The sequence below is a fragment of the Streptomyces sp. ACA25 genome (genome assembly GCF_028200735.1).
GTDB lineage: Bacteria > Actinomycetota > Actinomycetes > Streptomycetales > Streptomycetaceae > Streptomyces.
This window is the reverse complement of sequence record NZ_JAQKPV010000001.1, coordinates 1-22,514: the sequence shown is the minus strand read 5'-3', so window position 1 is coordinate 22,514 and position 22,514 is coordinate 1. Positions and strand designations below refer to the sequence as shown.

The 22,514-nt window shown below is 73.6% G+C and carries 12 protein-coding genes; all 12 read right to left on the bottom strand.

Annotated features, from left to right (window positions below; all coding sequences use genetic code 11):
- Window positions 1-65: 65 nt before the first annotated feature.
- Window positions 66-1,355, bottom strand: coding sequence for an alanine racemase (locus tag PJ985_RS00060; protein WP_271681384.1), 1,290 nt, complete (start codon window positions 1,353-1,355; stop codon window positions 66-68).
- On the bottom strand, window positions 1,348-2,757 hold the full coding sequence (locus tag PJ985_RS00055; protein ID WP_271681383.1) for an ATP-grasp domain-containing protein: 1,410 nt from the start codon (window positions 2,755-2,757) through the stop codon (window positions 1,348-1,350). Before PJ985_RS00055 ends, PJ985_RS00060 begins: the two co-directional genes overlap by 8 nt.
- Before the next feature lie 59 nt (window positions 2,758-2,816).
- On the bottom strand, window positions 2,817-3,746 hold the full coding sequence (locus PJ985_RS00050) for a 3-oxoacyl-[acyl-carrier-protein] synthase III C-terminal domain-containing protein (RefSeq protein ID WP_271681382.1): 930 nt from the start codon (window positions 3,744-3,746) through the stop codon (window positions 2,817-2,819).
- A complete protein-coding gene (locus PJ985_RS00045; protein WP_271681381.1) occupies window positions 3,743-5,086 on the bottom strand; it encodes a glutamate synthase-related protein in 1,344 nt (447 codons plus the stop codon). Before PJ985_RS00045 ends, PJ985_RS00050 begins: the two co-directional genes overlap by 4 nt.
- The gene (locus tag PJ985_RS00040; protein ID WP_271681380.1) at window positions 5,083-7,539 is read right to left on the bottom strand and encodes an amino acid--tRNA ligase-related protein; all 2,457 of its coding nucleotides are present in this window, start codon (window positions 7,537-7,539) and stop codon (window positions 5,083-5,085) included. The genes PJ985_RS00045 and PJ985_RS00040 overlap by 4 nt, the downstream gene beginning before the upstream one ends.
- Window positions 7,536-7,994 carry a cobalamin B12-binding domain-containing protein gene (locus PJ985_RS00035; protein WP_271681379.1) on the bottom strand — a complete coding sequence of 153 codons (459 nt, stop codon included), beginning with the start codon at window positions 7,992-7,994 and terminating at the stop codon, window positions 7,536-7,538. The genes PJ985_RS00040 and PJ985_RS00035 overlap by 4 nt, the downstream gene beginning before the upstream one ends.
- Window positions 7,995-8,224: 230 nt before the next feature.
- Window positions 8,225-8,431, bottom strand: coding sequence for an MbtH family protein (locus tag PJ985_RS00030; protein WP_271681378.1), 207 nt, complete (start codon window positions 8,429-8,431; stop codon window positions 8,225-8,227).
- Between the two features lies 1 nt (window position 8,432).
- Window positions 8,433-14,219 (bottom strand): non-ribosomal peptide synthetase, encoded by a 5,787-nt coding sequence (locus PJ985_RS00025; RefSeq protein WP_271681377.1) that lies wholly within the window; start codon window positions 14,217-14,219, stop codon window positions 8,433-8,435.
- Window positions 14,220-14,514: 295 nt separating this feature from the next.
- Window positions 14,515-18,507, bottom strand: coding sequence for a condensation domain-containing protein (locus PJ985_RS00020; protein WP_271681376.1), 3,993 nt, complete (start codon window positions 18,505-18,507; stop codon window positions 14,515-14,517).
- A 92-nt stretch (window positions 18,508-18,599) separates the two neighbouring features.
- A complete protein-coding gene (locus tag PJ985_RS00015; protein WP_271681375.1) occupies window positions 18,600-20,444 on the bottom strand; it encodes a non-ribosomal peptide synthetase in 1,845 nt (614 codons plus the stop codon).
- Between the two features lie 6 nt (window positions 20,445-20,450).
- A complete protein-coding gene (locus PJ985_RS00010) occupies window positions 20,451-21,494 on the bottom strand; it encodes a TauD/TfdA family dioxygenase (protein WP_271681374.1) in 1,044 nt (347 codons plus the stop codon).
- A 41-nt stretch (window positions 21,495-21,535) separates the two neighbouring features.
- Complete coding sequence (locus PJ985_RS00005) at window positions 21,536-22,327, bottom strand: thioesterase II family protein (RefSeq protein ID WP_271681373.1); 792 nt, start codon at window positions 22,325-22,327, stop codon at window positions 21,536-21,538.
- Window positions 22,328-22,514 lie beyond the last annotated feature (187 nt).

The following is a 22,514-nucleotide window of genomic DNA, read 5'->3' as shown; positions in this document are numbered from 1 at the left end:
GGTGCGGTGCGGGGTGGTGCGGTGCGGGGTGGTGCGTGCCGTGCCGGCGGTGGCCGGTACGGGTGTCAGGCGCGGAAGTCGTGCAGGATCTGCTGGCCGAGCAGGCTCTCGGCGTCGTCCCGGCTGCGGACCAGCCGGGCGTGTCCCTTGTGGACGAGCACCTCGGCCGGGTAGCCGTGGCTGAGGAAGTGGACGGGGGACGCGGTCGGCCCGTAGGCACCGGAACGTTCCACGCCGACCACATCGCCCGGCCGCAGGTCGGCGGGCAGGTCCACGGCCTTGCCGAGGGTGTCGTTGGGCGTGCACAGCGGGCCGGTGACGTTCCACCGGACGGTGTCCGGCCCGGCGGGCCGGTTGAGCATGCGCATCGGGAAGTTGCGCTTGACGAAGGAGCCGATGCCCACGGCGGCCATGTGGTGGTTGGTGCCGCCGTCGGCCACGGCGAACCGCTCGCCCATGGACTCCTTGACGTAGCGCACCCGTACCGCGTAGGTGCCGCTGTGGCCCACCAGGTACCGGCCGAGCTCCATGACCATCCGGGTGTCCGGGTGGTTCTGCGCGAAGCGGGCGAAGTGCGGGTTGACGCGTTCGGCGAGCACCGCGACGTCCAGGTCCCGTTCGTTGGTGAAGTAGGCGACGCCGAGGCCGCCGCCGACGTCCACCACGTCCAGCGGGACGCCGAGCCGCTCGGAGAGCCGTTCGACGAGGTCCAGGATCCGCTCGGTGTTCTCGGTGATGACGTCCTCGGACAGGATGCGGGTGCCCATGTACGCCTGGAAGCCGCAGAGCCGCACCGAGCTGTGCCGGGCGGCCAGGTCCGGGGCGTCCAGCAGGGCCTGCTCGTCGATGCCGAACTGGCGGGGCTTGCCGCCCATGGTCAGGCCGCCGCCCTTGACCGCGAAGCTCGGGTTGACCCGCAGCACCACGGCGGCGGTGGTGCCCAGGCCGGCCGCGATCTCGTCGATGAGGTCCAGCTCGCCGAACGACTCGCAGATGACGGTGATGCCGTCCTTGAGGCAGGCGGTGATCTCGGTGGCGCTCTTGCCCGGACCCAGGAACATGATCTGTCCGGCGGGGACCCCGGCGCGCTGCGCGGTGACCAGCTCGGTCAGCGAGGACACTTCGGCCCGGGCGCCCAGGCTGTTCAGCAGGGCGCAGACGCTGATGTTGGGGTTGGCCTTCAGCGAGTAGAACATCTCCACGCCGGGGTGCAGGACGTCCCGCAGCTGCTGGTACTGGCGGGTGATCACCTCGCCGTCGTAGACGTACAGCGGGGTGCCGAAGCGCTCGGTGAGCTCGGTGAAGTCGATGCCCTGCACGGCGTTCGGGTGGTCGGGTGCGGTCGGCTCAGACATGGGCGGGGCGGTCCTTCCGGAGGCGCTCGGCAATGGCGTGGTCGAGGTGGGCGAGGTCGGCTTCGCGTTCGCCGAGCAGCAGGCCGTACAGGCGGCCGCTGTGGGTGCGTCCGCTGTCCTCGTCGGGGGCGGCGGCGTTGACCGTGGCGAAGTTGTTGACGAGCAGCCCGCATCCGCTCGCGGCGTCGAACAGCAGCGGGCCGAGGAGCTCCCGCAGTTCGGCGAACGTGTGCCGGCCGGTCAGGGACAGGTCGTACTGGCGGGCGACCGCCACGGAGCCGGTCCGCATGAACCGTTCCTGCAGGGTGGTCTGGTAGGTCGACATGTTGTTGCGGGCGTTGATCTCCAGCACCGGCAGCAGTGCGCCGTCGGTGGTGATGATCGCGTCCACCCCGACCACGCCGTGGAAGCCGTCGGCGGCCAGCCGGGCGCCGAGGCGGGCGGCGCACCGCTCGATCGCGGCGGCGTGCTCCTCGCTGATCCGGGCCGGGAACCGGTGCCCCTTGTGGACGCCCTTGTCGGTGATCGCTTCCTTGACGAAGTCGAATCGGACCGTGCCGTCGCGGCCCACGGTGAAGTGGTAGTTGAGGTCGACGGCCTTGTCGGCCCACTCCTCGATGACCAGGCTCACCCGGTTGTCGCCGGACTTGGCCGCGGCGCGCGTCACCATGCGGACGAGTTGCCCCAGCCGGCGTGCGTCGTCGACGACCACGATGCCCTTGCCGGACACTCCGTACGCGTCCTTGATGCCGACCCGGCGCCCGGCGGCCAGCGGGCCGGCCGCCGCCTCGTCCGCGGCGGCGGCGAACTCCTCGACCGTCTCGCACGCCCAGCCCCGTGCCTGGTCGAGGCCCAGCTCGTCGGCGAGGCGCCGACTGTAGATCTTGCTGTTGACGGCTTTCACCAGGGCGGCCGGGGGCAGCGCGGCCCGCAGGCCGGTCAGCTCGCACAGCTGTTCCTCGGTGGCGGACATTCCGTGCGGCCACAGGTGGGCGCCGCCGGCCGCCAGCTCCCGCAGCGCCCGGAGCAGCCGGGGGGAGTCCAGCGCGTCGGCGCTGACGGAGCGGGCCGGATCGTTGACGTCGGTGACCAGGATGTGCGGCAGGTCGATGCCCAGGTCCTCCAGGTAGGCCAGGTAGCCGGGGTCCGGGGCCGACTTGAGGATGACGTGGTCGGCCTTGCCCGCGAGCAGCAGGGTGAACTCGTCCATCCGGTTGACGATCGCGGTGGACTCCCGGCCGCTGACGGTGGGCAGTCCGGCCTCGCCCCGGGCCCATTCGTCCTCGACCTCGAAGTTGCCGAGCAGCACGAACGGGGTGTCCGGGTCGGTGGTGCAGGCGTGCTTCACGCCCATGAGGAAGGCCGGGGCTGCCGGGGGTGCCTCAGATACGAGTGGGGGCATGGTCGGGGTCCTTCTCTGTGCTGGAGGGGGTGAGGAGGGAGCGGTGCGGGTGGGCGGGTTCAGTGGCGCAGGACGGCGGCGGAGAACGTGGAACCCAGTCCGACGGTGGCCATCAGGTAGAGGTCGCCGGGGTGCAGCAGGCCCCGTTCGCGGGCGTGGACGTGGTTGATGAAGGGGTCGGCGGCGAAGCAGTGGGCGGTCACCGGGATGTTGTCGAGGAAGATCTGGTCGCGGCTCAGCCCGAGGTCGGTGGCCAGGCGCCGCCAGACCGTCCGGTTGACGTTGTGCGGGAGGACCAGCGCCAGGTCGGTCAGCTCGATGCCGGCGGTCTGCACGGCCTCCCGGATGACGCCGGCCAGCAGCGTGTTGTGCTCCTTGAAGAACTCCGGGGCCACCGGGAGCGGCGGGGTGCCTTCGGCGTGCCGGCCGTCGGTGTGCGTGGCGTAGCTCAGCAGCCGGTCGCGTGCGCCGTCGGCGGTGACGAGTACGGCGGCGGTGGACTCGCCCATCACTGTGCTTCCGGGCACCTGCTGCAGGGACTCCAGGAACACTCGTTCACCCATCAGCACCAGGCCCAGCGCGTCCGGGTCGCCGTCGGCCGTGAGTAGCCGGCCGACGGCGTCCACCGCGAGCAGTCCGCTCGCGCAGGCGTGCTGGGTGACGGTGAAGGCCACCGCGTGCGGCAGTCCGAGTGCCGCGCACACCTCCTCGGGGGGCAGCCGGTCGGCGGGGGCGACGGTCGACACCGTGCGGGCGAGTGCGACATAGCGCACCCGGTGCTCCTGGCCCCGGAGCGAGGCCAGCGAGCGGGCCGCGGCGGCGTGCAGGGCGCACAGGTCCTGGCCGGGTGCGCGGTGCACCGCGTCCAGGCCGTAGAACCGGCGGAAGATCCGCATCTCGTGCCGGCCGGTGTCGGTCCGGGGAGCGGTGTCCTCGATCGGGACGGGCTGCCCGGGCAGGTGGCAGGCGACTTCCAGCAGCGCGGTCACAGTGTCTCCTCGGTCCGTGCCGGGTGACCGGCCGCGGCGCGGTCCCGGGAGGCGGGACGGGCGGGGTCGCCGGCCGTCGGGTGGGGGACGTCCTGAGCGGGGGGCCACCACAGGTCGTCGGGGTCCAGCGCGGCCGGGTGGTACTTGCCGAGCGCGCTGATCAGCAGGCGGCATTCCAGCGCGAGGGTTCCGGCGAGCCGTATCAGGCCCTCCTCGGGGTCCTCGTCGACCGCGATCAGCGCGGCCCGGCCCAGCCCTACGGCCCGGGCCCCCATCGCGAGCGCGCGGACCGCCCGGCCGCCCTCCGCCATCCGTCCCGCCACCAGCAGGCATCCCTCGGGGGGGCCGATGCGGCGCAGGCACTCGGCGAGCGGCAGCCCGACCTCGTCCAGGAAGACGCGCGGCGCCCAACCGGTGCCGCCCTCCGCCCCGTCGACGGTCACGGCATCCGCTCCGGCCCGCCAGGCGACGGCGGCGGCCCGGGCCACGTCCCGGCCCGGCGGCAGTTTCACCCAGACGCGGGCCCGCGGGAAGTTGTTCCGCATGAAGCGCAGCTGCTGGCGGACGATTTCCTCGGTGAAGGTGCCGGGGCTCGCGCAGCGCAGCCGGTGCTCCGAGTCGTCGCCGAGGACGTTCCGGACGGCGAACCGGCCGGCCAGCCGCGCCGAGTCGGCGGTCCCGGTGACGGTCATCCCGCCGAGCCCGGGTTTGGCTCCCTGACCGATCTTCAGCTCGAACGCCAGCCGTCCGGAATCCAGCAGCGGCCGGCTCACCGGGTCGCTGTAGACGAGGTTCCACACCTCGGAGTCGGCGTCCTCCGTGCTCTGCTGCACCACCACCGCGCCGAGTCCGTCCGGCAGGTGGTCGGTGTAGGCACCGATCCGGGACGGCAGCGCGGCGCGCTCCGGAGCTGCGGCGTCGTGCCGGTATCCGTGCACCGGCACCATGTTCTCGCCGATCACCATGGGGATGCCCAGCCGGGCCGCCTGCCGGCTCGCCGCGACCCCGAGGTCGCCGTTGCCGGCCCGGGTCGAACCGAACGCGGACAGGAACAGTGGCAGCGAGCTGGGGAACCCTCCGACCTCCGTACGCAGGTCCACGTCGTCGTGCAGCGGCTCCCGGCCCAGATCGATGAGCTTCTCCAGGCGCTGGGGCATGAACACCGGAGGGACGAGCCGGGCCCGGTCCAGGGCGTCGGGGACCGCGGCGGAGCCGTCGTCACCGGCGCCGAACAGCTCCCGGCCGTAGGCCGAGGCCGGCGGGAACGCCTCGGCCGTGCCGTTGCGGGCCCGGGCGCGCACCTCGCGCTCCGGGAAACCCGCTGCCCGCAGCCCGGTCACGGTGCCATCACCCCGGGGAGCTTCGGGTAGGCGCTGACCTGCCACAGGGCGTCCAGCCCGGTGAGGAAGCGGACCAGCCGCTGGAGCCCCATCCCGAAGCCGGCGCTGTTCTCGATGCCCTCCCGGGCCAGGTCCAGGTACCAGGCGTACTTGGCGGGGTTCTCCCCGCTCTCCCGCATCCGGGTGACGACGGTGGCGTAGTCGGCCTCCCGTTCACTGCCGCTGACCAGTTCACCGAACCCGCCGTGCGCGATCAGGTCGAAGTTGCGCAGCACACCGGGACGGTCGGGGTCCTCGCGGTCGTAGAAGCCGCGTGAGCCCTTCGGGTAGTCGTTGATGAAGAACGGCCGGTCCGCCTCCAGCGACAGCACCTTCTCGCCGTGCCAGTCGATCTCGGCGTCGGGGCTCTGCGGGTGGCCGAGGCCCCGCAGCCGTGCCACGGCCTCGGCGTGCGTGCACTCGCCGAACTTCCCCGACAGCAGCTCGGCGAAGTCCAGCCGGTCGCGGCCGAGGGCTTCCAGCGTGCCGGGCACCGTGCGCCAGACGTGGGCGACGACGTGGCCGAGCAGGCCGGCCGCGAGCTCCTGCGCGTCCTCGCGGCTCGCACCGGCCATCTCGACGTCGATCTGGTGGAACTCCACGAGGTGACGGCCGGTGCCGGCGGTCTCCGGCGGCTCCACGCGCACGTTCGGGGCGATGTAGAAGAGCTTCGGGAAGCCGCGCAGTGACGCCTGCTTGTACAGGATGGCGCTGGTCATGAGCTTGTACGGGCGCCCGTAGTAGTCGACGTCCAGGGCCTTGGCGCCGCGCCCGCCCGGGTCGGTGACCGGGCCGATCAGCGGGGGAAGCAGCTCGGTGAAGTCCTGGGCGCGCAGGAACTCCCGGGCCGCGTACAGCGCTTCCTGCTGTACCAGCATGGCGTTCCGCAGTGCGGGGGAGCGCAGGTGCTCACCGAGCTCCGGGGGCCGGCTGCCGTCCGCGGGTCCGTCCGTGCTGCCGTGCGTGGCCTGTTCGACGTCCATCTGCTGCATCTGGTCTCCCGGCTTTCTGGGTTGGTGAGGCGTCTGAGAGCTGGTGCGGTGTCGCGGGGCGGGCGGCTCCGGCCGGTCCCCGGTGAGGTCGGTGACAGGTGCGGGCGAGCAGGGGCCGGCCGGCTCCGCCCGGTCGAAAGTGCGGGCGACGCCGTGCAGCGCCGACAGGAGCCGGGCGGACGTCATGACGGTCCGCCGGCCGGGGGCGGACCCGGCCGGTACCGGCATCGAGGCCACGTCCGACCAGCGGAGCCGCCCGGAGGCGTCGAGGAAGCTCCTGGACCGTCCGGAGTTGTCCGGGTGCAGGCAGTACGGGATGTCGAGATAGCCCCGGGCGAAGGCGGCGCGCAGGGCGGCCCCGGTGTCCTCGCCGAGCCCGAGCACCGCTTCGACGAAGGCCCGGGCCTGCGTGTAGACCTCGCTGTCGCACAGCGGGCCGCCGGGCGCGGGGCGGGGCGTGAGCGCCGCTGTCGACGCGGCGGCCGCCAGGGCGCGGACGTTCTCGTCCACGGTGGGGATCCGGTGTGCCTCCGCTGCGGTCTTCACGATCAGTCGGCGGGCTCCGGACCGGACGGCGAGTTCCGCCGACTGCTCCAGCAGCCGGGTCGCCCCGCTCTCGGTCAGCGGGAAGACGCCCATGTAGGTGTAGAGCACCACATGCCAGTCGACGTCCGCCGGCAGGAACTCACCGGCCAGCCGCCGCAGCGCGTGCACCGCCTCTTCGTCCTGCGCCGCACTGGTCTGCTGGGCGTAGCTCAGCGAGACGCTCCGGATGCCGTGCTGGGCGAAGAACATCCCCTCCAGCAGACTGAGGGCGATCAGCAGGTCCGGCGGGCACAGCTGGCCCAGCATGCAGCCGCCGAAGCTCTCCACGTGCGGTGTCCGCGGGCCGGGCACCAGGGTCGCGAGCAGTTCGCAGCCGCGTGCCCAGTTGTCCACCGACTCCCGCAGCGGGGTCCGTCCGTAGGGCAGGCAGTAGGAGACGGGACCGCCCTCGGTGGCGTCCAGTCCCGCCGAGGTGAGGGCCCGGATGATGGCCTCGGGCCGGGACGATCCGTGCCGGACCTGGATGGGGAACGAGGCGTCCAGCATCCCGTCGAGCAGCTCCCGGGTGCGCTCCGGAGTGTGCGCGGTGATCGGGTAGCCGTTGAGCGGTACGCCCTCGGCGAGGCAGTCCTGGGCGGATGTCCGGTCGCCCACCCGGGTGTAGCTGTCGATGGTCAGGGTGCCCACGGTGGTCGCGGCGGCGAACTTCGTGCGTTCCAGGCCGGTGCGCATCCGGCGGGGATCGCTGTAGCCCATGCGGGGCTGGACGACGAGCCGGCCGGCGTCGGCGGCCTCGGCGACGAAGCGGCCGAAGGACGGGACGGGCGCGGGGCCGGCCGGGGCGGCTGCGGCGGGCGCGGTCATGGTGGCGGTCATGCGGTGCTCCGTCCGCGCATCGCGGGAAGCCGCCCGCCGGCTGCGAGTCCGGTCAGGAAGTCCCGCAGCGCGTCCAGGTCCCCGTCGTCGAAGACCGCGGTGCAGCCGGCCCGCAGCAGGCGGGCCGCGGCCTCCGCGTCACAGGCGCCGGCCACCCCGAGTTTGCCGCCGACGACGACCGGGACGGTGGCACCGGCCCGGTCGGCGCGCAGCCGGGTGACGGCGGTCAGGCCGTCGCGGTAGCCGTGGCCGTTGACACTGCTGATGAGCACCAGGTCCGGACGGTGCGCCGCGCATTCGGCGGCGAGCAGTTCGCCGTCCACACAGGGGCCGAGATTGACCACCCGGTGATTCAGCTCTTCGAGGAACAGCTGAAGAAACACCAGGTTCCAGGTGTGGGAATCCGATGCGGTACCGGTCACCAGAACCTTGAGTCCGTACTCGGGCAGCGCCATTGACTTCCTTCGAAGATCGGGTGGGGATTTCCCCGTCGCGTAACAACGAAGGTAGGTCCGGCGGCCGGCCGCGAGCGGTAGTTGCACCGGCAGAAAGCGGGCGGTGTACGGGCCCGGCACCGGCAGCTCCGCGGGCTCGGCGGCCGCCCGGCGCCCGGCGCGCGGAAGGGCCGCGGCAGGCAGTGCGCTGGGCACTGCCTGCCGCGGCCCTTCCGGGGGACGCCCTCGGGTCAGCCGTACTGCGCGAGCAGGCTCTTGGGACGGATGTCGGTCCAGTTCTCCTCGACGTAGGCCAGGGCATCGGCCCGGCTGCCCGCGTCCAGCGCGACCGTCCAGCCGTCGGGAACGGCGGCGAACGCCGGCCACAGCGCGTGCTGTCCCTCCTCGTTGACCAGTACGTAGAACGTGCCCTTGTCGTCGTCGAACGGATTCGTCATGTCAGCTCCTCGTTTCCAGGGTGTGCGCGGGGTTGCGGTCGTCGCTGTCGCGGAGTTCACGCATTTTCTCGGCCAGAACGCGCCCGATGCGGGCCAGCGGTTTCGGTTCGGCCATGCGCAGATGCGTGGAGTCGATGTCGTGTGTTTCCACGGAGCCTTCCGTGAAGGCCTCCCAATCACGTGGATTGTTGAGTTCGGTGTTCTGCAGTTTCGTGGCGACGAAGAACAGGATGTCAGCCTCGGGGCGCAGCGGGGCGTACGCCTTCATGAGTTCCGCGTGATTGATCGACGCGTCGAACAGCGTCGACATCTCCGCGTTGGTGAAGTCGGCGAGCACCGGGTCCCGCCGGCGCAGCAGTTCCGCCACGGCCACCCGGTCGAACCGCACGTCGGTCGCGTCGTCGGGCACGCCGACCAGCATCCGCATGATCTCCAGATCGGTGAGCGGCTGCGGGACCTTCTCGGCCGGGCGCGGATAGACGTCCATCAGGGCCAGCAGCTCGACCCGTTCGCCCAGCTCCTGCAGGCGCACGGCCATCGCGTGCGCGACCGAGCCTCCGAAGGACCAGCCCAGCAGCCGGTACGGGCCCCGGGGCTGGACGCTCCTGATCTGCTCCAGGTAGTCGTCGGCCATCGCCTCCACGCTCGGCGAGCGGAACGCGGGATCGCCCAGGGTGCGTGACTGCAGCGCGTACAGGGGCTGATCGCCGCCCAGGTGCTGGGCGAGGCCGGAATACGGCCAGCCCATGCCCGTCCCGGGGTGGATGCAGAACAGCGGCCGCTGGGTGCCCTCCGCGCGCAGCGGCAGCAGCACGCCCATCGAATCGCCGTCCGGACCGTCGCCGAGCAGCCCGGCCACGGTCGGTTTCCGGAACAGGTCGCGGACCGAACGCTCGACGCCCAGCACCGTCCGCATGCGGCTCACCAGCCGCACACCGAGCAGTGAATGCCCGCCCAGGTCGAAGAAGTTGTCGTCGATGCCGACGTTCTCCACATCGAGGATCTCGGCGAACAGGCCGGCCAGTACCTCCTCGCGGGCGTTGCGCGGCCCGCGTCCGGACCCCGCGGTCCGCCGGTGGGGCGCGGGCAGGGCCTTGCGGTCCGGCTTGCCGTTCGTGGTCAGCGGAATCGCGTCGATGATCAGGACCGCGGAAGGGATCATGTGCTCGGGCAGCTCACCGGCCGCCGCGGCCAGCAGCTCCGCGCCGGTGACGGTGGCGCCGGCGCGCGGCACCGCGTAGCCGACGAGCCGCTTGTCGCCGGGACGGTCCTCCCGGACCACCACCGCCACCTGGCCGACCGACGGGTGCCGGGCCAGCTGCGCCTCGATCTCGCCGGGCTCGATCCGGAACCCGCGGAGCTTGACCTGGCCGTCGGCCCGGCCGATGAACCGCAGCTCACCGTCGGTCGTCCAGCTCACCAGGTCACCGGTGCGGTACATCCGCCCGCCGTCGCCGCCGAACGGATCGGCGACGAAGCGCTCCGCGGTGAGTGCGGGCCGGCCGAGGTAGCCGCGCGCCACCTGCGCGCCGGCGATGTACATCTCACCGGGAACGCCCACCGGGGCCGGCCGCATCCTGCTGTCCAGGACGTAGATCCGGGTGTTGTCCAGCGGCTTTCCCAGATGCACCCGGTGCAGCACCCGCTCGGAGAGCTCGAACCGCTGGTGATGCGAGGCGAACGTCGCCTCGGTCGGGCCGTAGGAGTGCACCAGCACGGTGTCCGGGCAGTGCTCCAGCACCCGCTGGAGCGCGGCGGGTGAGGCCACGTCACCCCCGGTCCACACCTCGCGGAGCAGCCGCAGGGTCTCCAGCCCCTCGTCCGCCATGATGTGGAACAGCCCCATGGTGAAGTAGGCCGCGGTCACGTCGTACGCGCGGATGGTGCGGTCCAGCTCGGCGACGTCCGCGCCGTCCCCCGGAGCCACCACCAGCTGCCCGCCGTTCAGCAGCGTCACCCACAGCTCGTAGGTGGAGGCGTCGAACCCGATCGCGGAGTGCACCAGCATCCGCCGGTGGTTCTCCTTGTTCCAGCAGCGGTCCGACACCAGGTCGACGACGTTGCGGTGGGTGACCCCGACGCCCTTGGGCCGGCCGGTGGAGCCCGAGGTGAACATCACGTACATCACCGCCTGGTCGCCGACCGCGACCCCGGGATCGGTGCGCGGTGTGCCGTCCGGCGCCGGGGCGTCCGCGTCCAGCACCTCGGCCCCGGCGATCCGCTCGGCGCGCACGGTGGTGCTCTCCAGGTGCGCGTGCTGTGTCAGCAGGACCCCGGCCCGCACATCCTCCATGATCATCCGCACCCTGGCGTCGGGCAGCTTGGGGTCCAGCGGGACGTACGCCGCCCCGCACTTGAGGACCGCCAGGGCAGCCACCAGCAGCTGCGGCGCGCGGTCCATCAGCACGCCGACCGCGTCGTCGCGCCGCACCCCCGCACCGATCAGGCGGTGGGCCATGGCGTTGGCGCGGGCATCGAGCTCGGCGAAGGTGAGCGTCTCGTCCCCGAGGGACACCGCGACCCGGTCCGGGGTGCGGCGCGCCAGGTCGGCGACCCGCGCGTGCACCGTGCCGCTCGGCACCGGGTGAGCGGTGTCGTTGCAGGTGGTCAGCAGCCGGTGCTCCTCCTCGGGCGTCAGCAGGGAGATCTCCTCGATCCGCCGGCCGGGTTCCGCGGCGGCTGCCCGCAGAATGCGGGACAGGTGGGTGCTGAGCCGGCCCACGGTGGCCGCGTCGTACAGGTCGGTCGCGTACTCCACCACGCCGGTCAGGCCGCCCGGCGCGCCGTCGGCGTCCCGGGTCTCCCGCACCGACAGCGTGAGATCGAACTTGGTGGACGGGGTCGCGAACCTGACGGACGTCCCCGTCAGGGTCTCGTCCCGGTCCGTCTCGGCCGCCTCCACCTGGACCATCACCTGCACCAGCGGGTGGTGCGCGGTGGAACGGTGCGGATTGAGGTGCTCCACCAGCCGGTCGAAGGGCAGCTCCTGCCGGCTGTAGGCCGCCAGGTCGGTGTCCCGCACCCGGTCCAGCAGCTCAGCGAACGTCGGGTTCCCCGAGGTGTCGGTGCGCAGCACCAGCGTGTTGACGAAGAAGCCGACCAACGACTCCAGGGTGTCGTGGTCGCGCCCCGCCACCACTGTGCCCAGGGGCAGATCCGTACCCGCTCCGTGCCGGCTCAGCGTCGCGGCGAACGCCGCCTGCACGACCATGAACAGGGTGACGCCGTGGTCCGCGGCGATCCGCGTCAGCTCCCGGTGGGCGCCGGCGTCGAGCGTGAAGGGCACCACCGCGCCGCGGTGCGAGGGCTCCGCGGGCCGGGGGCGGCCGGTGGGGAGCTCCAGCACCGGCGGCGCGCCGGCCAGCTGCTCCTCCCAGTGGGCGAGCTGCCGGCTCAGCATGCTGTCGGCGTCGTCGGCCGAGCCCAGCGAGCGGTGCTGCCACAGGGTGTAGTCGGCGTACTGCACCGGCAGCGGCGTCCACTCCGGCGCGTGCCCGGCCAGCCGGGCCCGGTAGGCGACGTGCAGGTCCCGCAGCAGCAGGCCGGTGGACCAGCCGTCGGTGGCGATGTGGTGGACGACCAGAATGAGTATCTGGCCGTCGTCGGTGCTGTCGGCGGTGGCCCCCGGGGCGTCCGCGGTGCTCAGCAGCCAGGCGCGGAACGGAATCTCCCCCGCGAGGTCGAAGACGCTGCCGGTCGCCGCGTCGATCGCCGCCGTCAGATCGTCCGGACCGGTGCGCACCAGCCGCAGCTCGGGCCGGGCGCTCTCCAGCACCTGCTGGCAGGGCTCACCGTCCACCGAGGTGTACACGGTGCGCAGGACCTCGTGCCGCCCGGCCACGTCCGCGAGCGCGTCGGCCAGGACCGCCGGGTCGAGCGGCTCGTCGAGCCGCAGCACGACGGGAATGGTGTAGGAAGCGCCGGGCCCCTCCAGCTCGTTGAGGAACCACAGCCGCCGCTGCGCGTAGGACAGCGGGAGCAGCTCGGGCCGTTCCCCGGCCGCCGGAGCCTCCCGGGAGTCGGCGGTCGTCCCCTCCTCGGCGAGGCGCCGGGCCAGCCCGGCCGGCGTCGGCTCCAGGAAGAGGTCGCGGAGGCCGACCCGCACCCCGAGGACCGACCGCAGCCGGTTCACCAGCCGCACGCCCAGCAGCGAGTGGCCGCCGCTGACGAAGAAGTTGTCGTCCGGCGCGACCCGGTCGTGACCGAGCAGGTCGGCGAAGACGCCGCAGAGAATCTCCTCCTGCGGGGTGCGGGGCCCGCGGCGGACCGCGGCGGGGGCGGCGTCCGGCACGGTGGCGGCGGCCAGCCGTTCCCGGCGGGCCGCCAGGGCGGCCCGTTCGCCGCCGGTCAGCCCGGTGGCTGCGCCGGCCCGGGTACCGGGGTCGGCGGCGAAGGCGGTCAGTGTGCGGACGAAGAGGTCCAGCAGCAGGCCGGCGGTGCCGGCGTCGAAGAGATCGGCCGCGTACTGCAGCCAGATCTCCACACCCGCGGCCTCGTCACCGTCCGCGCGCAGGTCCACACAGGACACGCTCAGGTCGAACTTGGCGACCTCCAGCCCGGCCGGCTCGACGTCCCCGCGCAGGGGGCCCAGCGGCACCCGGTCGTCAGCTCCCCCGATGACGTTCAGCATCACCTGGAAGAAGGGGTGCGTGGCAAGGGAGCGCTGCGGGCTGAGATGCTCCACCAGCAGGTCGAACGGCAGGTCGTCGTGCGCGTACGCGGCCAGGTTGGCGTCCCGCACCCGCTCCAGAAGTTCCGCGTACGTCGGATCCCCCGACACGTCGGTGCGCAGGATCAGGGTGTTGACGAAGAAGCCGACCAGGTCGTGCAGTGACTCGTCGGACCGGCCGGCCACCGGGGTGCCGATCGCCACGTCCGGTCCGGCGCCGGCCGCGCCCAGCGTCACCGCGAGACCGCCCTGCAGCGCCATCAGCAGGCTGGCTCCCTGCTCCGCGCAGACCTCCAGCAGCTGCCGGTGAATCCCGGCGTCGAGGCGGGCGGTGACGGTGGCTCCGCGGTGGGTGGGCTCGGCCGGGCGCGGCCGGTCGATCGGCAGGGCGGTGACCGGAGGCAGTCCGGCCAGGGCGGTGCGCCAGTGTGCCAGCTGCCGGTGGGCGAGGCTGTGCGGGTCCGCGGGGTCCCCGAGCATGTCGTGCTGCCACAGCGCGTAGTCGGCGTACTGCACCGGCAGCGGCGCCCAGTCCGGTGCCTGCCCGGCGGCGTGCGCCCGGTAGGCGTGGTTCAGGTCGCGCAGCAGCGGACGCAGGGACCAGCCGTCGGTGGCCACGTGGTGCAGCAGCAGCACGAGGGTGGACGTGCCGTCGCCGGGGACGAACAGGCCGGCCCGGAACGGGATCCGGCAGGTGATGTCGAAGGGCTGCCCGGCGAAGGACGCGACGTCCCCGGCTAGCGAGTCCGGCCGGCTGGTCCGCACGTCCAGGATCTCCCCGGGTGTGTCGAGGACGTGCTGGTACGGTTCGGCGTCGGTGGCGGGGAAGAGGGTGCGCAGCGCCTCGTGGCGCTCGGTCACCTCCCGCAGGGCGGCATCGAGAACCTGCGGTTCCGGCACCCCGTCCAGCCGGATCACCACCGGGACGCTGTAGGTCGCCGACGGTCCTTCCAGCCGGTTCATGAACCACAGCCGGCGCTGCGCGAAGGACAGCGGTACCTGGTCCTCCAGGGGGAGCAGCGCTTCGCCGAACGCGTCCGGGGCGGCCGGCGGAGGCCGGTCCCCGGCGGGCTCGGACACGGGCTCGATCGTGGTCACCGGACTGCCGGTCAGGGGCATGGCACGTTCTCCAGACGAGGGTGGGAAGCAGGATCCGGCGCCGGGCGACAGCACCGTCGAGCGCGGTGCCGACGTGGTAGGACGGCGGGGAGTGCGGGAGCCGGCGGAGGCGCTCCTCCCGCCTTGCGTGCTCAGGTTAGGCAGCGCCGGGCCGCGTGAACGGCAGTGCGAGCGGCAGGACGAGCGGCACCAACGCCCGGCGCGCCACCGGCGGAACACAGCGACGGACCCGGCCGTGGTGATCACGGCCGGGTCCGTCCCGGAGGGTGTGCGGCCGGGCCTGCGCCGGGCCGGGTCAGGGCTGCCGGACGGTGTCCCGGGTCCGGGAGCCGCCCTTGGTGCGCCGGCGCAGCGTCGGACGGGACGCGGGCACCCCCGGTCCCGGGGAGCCGGGCGTGCCGGGTGTGCCGGGTGTGGCCGGGGCACCGGCGACGATCAGCAGTGCCGCCAGCGCGGCCACCGTCGGGGCCTTGAAGACGTCCCGGAGGGTGATCTCCGCGCCGAGCTCTGCCCGCACCCGGTTCACCAGGCGCACGGCGAGCAGCGAATGACCGCCCACCCGGAAGAAGTTGTCGTCCACACCGACCTTCCGGCCCTCCAGCACCTCGGCGAACAGGCCGATCAGCGACTCCTCGTACGGGGTGCGCGCACCGGCGTCGCCGGCCGTCCGTGCTTTCCGGGTCCCGGGCGCCGGCAGGGCCCGCCGGTCGACCCTGCCGTCCGCCCCCGTCGGCAGCGTGGCCAGGGTCACCACGGCGGACGGGACCGTGTACTCCGGCAGTTCCCCGGCGGCCCAGGCCATCAGCTCCGGCTCCGCCCCCGTGGCCGGTCCGCCCGGCATCACGTAGGCGACGAGGCGCCGCTCGCCGGGGCGGTCCTCGCGGAGGACGGCCACGGCCCGCGCCACCGAGGGGTGGCGTTCCAGCACACGGGCGACGGCGGGAAGGTCCACGGGGTAGCCGCCGAGCTCGGCCCGTTCCCCGGACCTGCCCAGCACCCGCAGCTCTCCGGCCGCGGTGCGCACCGCCCGGTCGCCGGTCGGGCGCAGCCGGCTCCCGGGCGGTCCGGACGGGTCGGGGACGGACTTCGCCGGGGGCTCCTCGCGCACCCCGGGCCGCGGTGGCCGGACCTCCTCCCGCGCAGTGCCGGAGACGTACAGCTCACCGGGCACCCCGGCGGGCACCGGCCGCCGCCGGTCGTCCAGCACCACGTGCCGTCGGCCGGCCGGCGCCGGGGCGAGCACCTCCCGCTGTTCCTCCGCCGAGAGCAGGTCGATGTCGGCGACCCGCCCGTCCGGGTCCGCCGCCACGGCGTCCAGGACCCGGGTGAGGCGGGCCGCCAGCAGGGCGGCGGTGCGGGCGTCGTAGAGGTCGGTGGCGTACTCCAGCACCCCGTCCATACCGGCCGGAGCTCCGGAGGCGTCCCGGCGTTCGGTGAGCGCGAAGGTCAGATCCACCTTGGCGCCGCGGGTGCGTACCGGCAGCGGGGTGCCCGCGAGGGCGGTGTCCTGCGGCTCGGAGTCGCCGGCGGGGTGCACCTGCAGCATGATCTGCGTGAAGGGATGGTGCGCGGGGGAGCGGTGCGGGCTGAGGTCCTCCACGAGGCGGTCGAAGGGCACGTCCTGGCGTGCGTACGCGGCCAGGTCGGTGTCGCGCACCCGTTCGACCAGGTCGGCGAAGCGGGGATCGCCCGAGGTGTCGGTGCGCAGCACCAGGGTGTTGACGAAGAAGCCGACGAGGTCGTCGAGCGCGTCGTCGTCGCGTCCGGCCACCACCGTGCCCAGCGGGAGATCCGTGCCCGCGCCGTGCCGGGTCAGGGTGACCGCGAGCGCGGCCTGCACCACCATGAACAGCGTCGCGCCGTGTGCGTGGGCGAGGCGGGTGAGCAGCCGGTGCGTCCCGGCGTCCAGCCCGAAGGTGGTCACCTCACCGCGGTGGCTGGGGACGGCCGGCCGCGGGCGGTCGCCGGGCAGCTCCAGGAGGGGCGGGGAGCCGGCGAGCTGCTCCCGCCAGTAGCCGAGCCGCCCGGCCGCGGGACTTCCGGGGTCCTTCGGGTCGCCCAGCGCGTGCTCCTGCCAGAGCGTGTAGTCGGCGTACTGGACGGGCAGCGGCGCCCACCCCGGCGCGTGGCCGGCGAGCCGGGCACGGTAGGCCACGTCGAGGTCCCGCAGCAGCGGCCCGGTGGACCAGCCGTCCGCGGCGATGTGGTGGAGCAGCAGCACCAGAACCTGCCCGTCCCCGGAGTCCGCCAGCCAGGCGCGGAACGGTATCTCCCCCGCGAGGTCGAAGACATGACCGGTGGCCTCGTCGACCGCCGCCGCGAGCCCGTCCCCCGGGACCCGCAGCAGATCCAGCCGGGGGCGCACGCCGGACAGGATCCGCTGGTAGGGCTTGCCGTCCTCGGAGGCGCAGACGGTGCGCAGCACCTCGTGGCGCTCGGTCACGTCGGCGAGCGCCTCGGCGAGGACGGCCGGGTCGAGCGGTGTGTCGAGCCGCAGCACGATCGGGACGGTGTAGGCCGCGCCGGGGCCCTCGAGCTCGTTGATGAACCACAGCCGGCGCTGCGCGGAGGACAGCGGGAGCCGCTCGGGCCGTTCGGCCTCCGGGACCGCCCGCAGCGGCGGCCGGGCCCCGGCGCTCACGCTCTGTTCGTCGATCCGCCGGTCGAAGCCGCGCACGGTGGGGGCCAGGAACAGGTCGCGGATGCCGACCTCGACGCCCAGCACCGCCCGCACCCGGTTGATCAGTTTGGTGGCCAGCAGCGAGTGCCCGCCGACCCGGAAGAAGCTGTCGTCGGGGCCGATGTCCTCCCGGCCGAGCACCTGGGCGAACAGGCCGCACAGGATCTCGGCGCGCGGGGTGAGACCGCCGGCCCGGGCGGGGGCGTCCTCGGGTGCGGCGGCCGCGGCGTTGACGGCCGCCAGCCGGTCGTGGCGGGCGGTGAGGGCGTGGTGCTCGGCCTCGGACAGCAGGTCGAGCGTGCCGAGCCGGGCGCCGGGACCGGCGGCGAAGGCCCGCAGGGCCCGCTCGTACAGGTCCACCAGCAGACGGGCGGTGCCGGTGTCGAAGAGGTCGGTGGCGTACTGCAGCCCGATGTCCATGCCGGCCGGGCGGCCGGCCGGATCCTGGGTCTCGGTGCAGTACCAGGTGAGGTCGAACTTGGCCGCGGCCAGGTCCGCCATCGCCAGGGCCCCGGAGATACCGCCCAGGGAGACCGGTGCGTCCGCACCGGTCTGCACCGTCAGCATGACCTGGAAGAAGGGGTGGTGGGCGAGCGAGCGGTCGGGGTTGAGGTGTTCCACCAGCAGGTCGAACGGCAGGTCCTCGTACGCGAAAGCGGTCAGGTCCGCCTCCCGTACCCGGTCGACGAGGTCGCCGACGGTGGGGTCCCCCGACAGGTCGGTGCGCAGCACCAGAGTGTTGACGAAGAAGCCGACCAGCTCGTGCAGGTCCTCCTCCGGGCGGCCCGCGACGGCCGTACCGATCGCGAGGTCCTGGCCCGCCCCGGCGGCCGACAGCGCGACCGCCAGCGCCGAGCGCGCCACCATGAACAGGCTCGCCCCCCGGGCGCGGGACAGGGCCAGCAGACCGCGGTGGGTCTCCGCGTCGATCCGGCCCCCCAGCGAGGCACCCCGGTGGGTGGGCTCTGCCGGACGCGGCCGGTCGGCGGGCAGGTCAAGGACGGCCGGCAGCCCGTCCAGCGCGTCCCGCCAGTGCGCCAGCTGCTCGGCGAGCAGGCTGTCGGGGTCCTCCGCGTCGCCGAGCATGTCGTGCTGCCAGAGCGTGTAGTCGGCGTACTGGACGGGCAGCGGCGCCCACCCGGGTGCGCGGCCGGCGAGCCGGGCCCGGTAGGCCGTGTCCAGGTCGCGGAGCAGGGGGCGCAGGGACCAGCCGTCGGTGGCGATGTGGTGCAGCAGCAGCACGAGCACCGCACTGCCGTCACCGGGCACGAACAGCTCCGCCCGGAACGGCCGTTCACCGGATATGTCGAAAGGCTGACGGGCGAGTTCCCGGACGCGGCGGTCCACGGTGCGCGGACTGCACCGCCGTACCGTCAGGCCGCGGGCGGCGGCGGGCAGGATCTGCTGGCCGGGCTCGCCGTCGGTGGCCGGGAACACGGTCCGCAGCACTTCGTGCCGCCGGGCCACGTCGGTGACGGCGGCGTTCAGCGCCTTCCGGTCGGGCACCCCGTCCAGCCGCAGGACGACCGGCACGTTGTAGGTCGCCGACGGACCCTCCAGCCGGTTCAGGAACCACAGCCGGCGCTGTGCGTAGGACAAGGGGATCACGGTCATTCCTCACAGGTGGCGGAGGCGGAAGGCGGGACGGGTCGGGCGTGTGGCGGGGTGCCGGGGGAGGCCGGCGCCGCCGGCCACCCCCCTCAGGTGCCCTGCTCCTCGAGCAGGGACTCGATGTGCCCGGCCAGGTCGCGCAGGCGCGGATGGGCGTACACGGCCTTCACCGGGAGGGCGATGCCGAACTCGGCACGCACCCGGGACACCAGCTTGATCGCCAGCAGGGAATGCCCGCCGAGCTTGAAGAAGTTGTCGTCCGGTCCGACCCGGGCAGCGCCCAGGACCGTCGTCCACACCCGGGTGATGAGTTCCTCGACGCGGCCGGCGGGCTCGTCCCCCGGCTGCGGCGGCGCGTCGTCGGCGGGCGGTGCGGGCTCGGCGGGGGCGGGCAGCGCCGCCCGGTCGAGCTTGCCGTTCGTGGTGCGGGGGAAGCGCTCCAGCACGACGAACGCGGCCGGCACCATGTAGGCGGGCAGCCGTTCGGTCAGTTGTTCCGTCAGTTGTTCCGTCAGCCGGGCGCGCAGTTCCGGCGCGCCCTCCGGCCCGGCGGTACGGACGTAGCCGACCAGGCCCGGCGCGCCGTGCACGTCCGCGCGCAGCACCACGGCAGCCTCGGCGACGCCCGGGCAGGAGGTCAGCGCGGCCTCGATCTCGGGGAGCTCGATGCGGTGCCCCCGCAGTTTGACCTGGCCGTCGGCGCGTCCCACGTAGGCCAGCCGGCCGTTCGGCAGCAGCCGGCACAGGTCACCCGTCCGGTACATCCGCCCGCCCCCGCCCCCGGCGGGGTCCGCGGTGAACCGGTCCGCGGTCAGCGCCGGGCGGCGCCGGTAGCCGCGCGCCAGCCGCGGACCCGCGAGGTACAGCTCACCGGTCCGGCCGGGCTGCACGGGGGCGAGACGGTCGTCCAGCAGCCGCATCCGCAGTCCCGGCAGCACGGTGCCGATGTGCGGCTCCTCACCGGCACCGATCCACCCGGCGGTGGCGTCCACCGTGCACTCGGTCGGCCCGTACAGGTTCACCGCGCGCAGCACGCCGCGCCCGGCCTGGGCGGCGATCCGCTCCCACAGGGCGGGGCTGACGGCCTCGCCGCCGACGAGCAGGGTGAGCGGCCGGTGCCCACCGCCGGCGGAGAGCAGGTCCAGCAGCGCTTCGGCGTGCGAGGGGGTGATGTCCAGGTCGGTCAGCCTCTGGGCGTCCACCAGCCCGGCCAGCAGCGCCGGGTCGGCGCGGGTCTCCTCGTCGATCATGACGAGGGTGTCGCCGCGGCACAGCCGTACCCACTGCTGCACGGAGGCGTCGAAGGAGGGGGAGGCGTTCCAGCCGACCCGGCCGCCGTCGGTGCGGGCGATGCCGGCCTCCTCCAGTTCGGTGAGCAGCGCCGACACCGCTGCCCGGCTGATTTCGACGCCCTTGGGCCGGCCCGTCGACCCGGAGGTGTAGATGACGTAGGCCAGCGTGTCCGGCCCCACCGGCACCGGCCGGTACGCCTGCGGGCCGGGCGGGCCCGAGGGGGCCGTCAGTTCGGCCACCGGGCAGTGCGGGACTTCGGGGGACAGGGTGGCGTCACCGGCCTGCTCCACCACGACCAGGTCGGCGGCGGCGTCCTCCACCAGGTAGCGGCGGCGCTCGGCGGGCAGCCGGGGGTCCACGGGGAGGTAGCCGGCGCCCGCGGTCAGCGTGCCGATCAGAGCCGTCACCAGGTCGGTGCCGCGCGGCAGGGCGAGCGCCACCACACTTTCCGGGCCGGCGCCCCGGGCGGCCAGCCGCTGTGCGAACCGTCCGGCGGCTGCGCGCAGTTCACCGAAGGTCAGGGTCCGGTCACCGGCGACCACGGCGGGACGGGAGGCGGGGACCCGGGCCAGCCGGTCCAGCAGGTCGGCGGGGGCGGTCACCGGAGGGGACGCGACGCGTTCAGCGAGTACAGCGGTCATCGTCTCTCACTTCCCGAACGCGGTCGTCGACGGAGCGGTGACGGGCCGGCAGTCGGCCAGCGGCACCGGGTCGCCCATGGCGACGAGGATCTTGCGGTCGCCGCGGAACGCCTCCCGGCCGTGCGCGCACAGGATGTTGTCGACCAGCATCAGGTCGCCCTGCTGCCAGGTCTCCCGCACCGTGACCCGGTCGTAGACGGCGTTGATCGCGTCGACCTCGTCGTCGGTCAGCGCGCTGCCGTCGCCCAGGTAGGTGTTGAAGGGCAGGCCGTCCGTGCCGTACGTCTCCACCAGGACTTCCCGGACGTCCTCGTCCAGGGTGCGGTTGTTCCAGAACGCGAAGTGGTTGAACCACGACTCCTCGCCGGTCACCGGGTGCGTGACGATGGCCGAGCGCCGCTGGGAGGTGCGCAGCGTGTCGTCGTCCAGCCACTCGTACCCCACGACGTTGTCCCGGCAGTACGCCTCGGCGACGGCCTTGTCCCGCGTCGCGAAGGTCTGGTACCAGGGCAGCCCGGCCAGCTCGGAGTAGTTGCGCACCAGCAGCCAGCCGGCCTCGGCGAAGCGCTCCCGCAGCCGCGGGGGCATCAGTCGCAGCGCCTCGCGCATGTCGCCGACGGTTGTCGCGCCGCCCTCCTCGGGGGCGGTCACACAGCCGAAGAGCAGGACGCCGGGGAAGTCCAGCGTGTAGCTGTTCTCGTTGTGCAGCCTGATCGGCTGGATGGCGGGCAGATCGGTGGAGGAGAACACGCCCTCCCCGAAGTCGGTCCGCGGCGTCGCCTTCTCCTTGTACCCGGCCTGCCGTTCGATGATCGCGTCCCGGGCCCGGGCGAAGCCGGCGGCGTCCTCGACGGGCAGTCCGCGCAGCAGTACGGCACCGGACCGGTGCAGCTCCTGGCGGATCGCCGCACGGTGCGCGGTGAGCCAGCCGACGGCTTCCTCGAGGGTGTCGTGGCGCGGTGCGTGGACCACGACGGGCTTGCCGGGCTCGCGGACCGGATCCAGGCCGGTGACGGCGGCGGCGGGGGGTGCGGGGGCGGGTGCGGACATGGCGGTTCCTCCGGGGGCGGGATGGGTGAGGGGGTGGAGCATCAGACGCTCTGCTGCCGGGCTCGTTGTCCGTCGATCACCGTGCGGACGTGGCCGAAGAAGGTGTCCAGTTGCTGCTGGAAGTAGAAGTGGCCGCCGGGCAGGATCTGCTGGGAGAAGGCGCCGCTGGTGATCTCCGACCAGCGGGACAGCGCGGCGGCGGGCACCACCTGGTCCGCGTCACCGCCGAGCGCGGTCACCGGGCAGCTCAGCGTCGGCTGGTCACCCGGGAAGCGGTAGACGTCGTCGATCGCGAAGTCGGCGCGGATCGACGGCAGGATGATCTCCCGCAGTTCCGGTTCGTCCAGGATGCCGTCGTCGGTGCCGCCCCGCTCCTTGATGGCGGCGACCAGCGCGTCGTCGTCCAGCCGCTCGGGGTGCACGGCGCTGGGGTTCGGCAGGAAGGGAGCGCGGCAGGCCGAGGCGATCAGGGCCCGGGGAGCGCGGCCCGCGCCCGTCAGGGTCCGCGCGACCTCGAAGGCGACCAGCGAGCCCATGCTGTGGCCGAGGACGACCAGGTCGCCGGTGTCGGGCGGCAGGGAGGCGACGATCGGGCGCACCAGGTCCTCGATGCCGCCGGGCAGCGGCTCGGAGAAGCGGGCACCGCGCCCCGGGTACTGGCCGAGGAGCAGCCGCACGTCGTCCGGCAGGTACTGCCGCCACTCGGCGTAGGCGTGGGCGTTGCCTCCGGCGTGCGGCAGCACGAGCAGCGAGGTGCGGGGCAGGGCATCGGCACCCGGAAGCTTCCAGACGACATCGTCGGGTGCCGGTACCGGCAGCGGGTCATGACTCACAACGGACTCCGTTCTCAGGGATGTGCGCGGGGTGGGGCCGGCCGGCCGGGCTCGGTGGACACGGCGCGGCCGGCAGCCGGGAAGGCGGGGACGGCAAGCTCAGGGGGTGAGCAGTGCGCCGCTGTCGGTGCGGCGGCGCAGGGCGGGCCGGCGGCGCTTGGCGCCCGGCGCGGGGCCGGCGGACGTG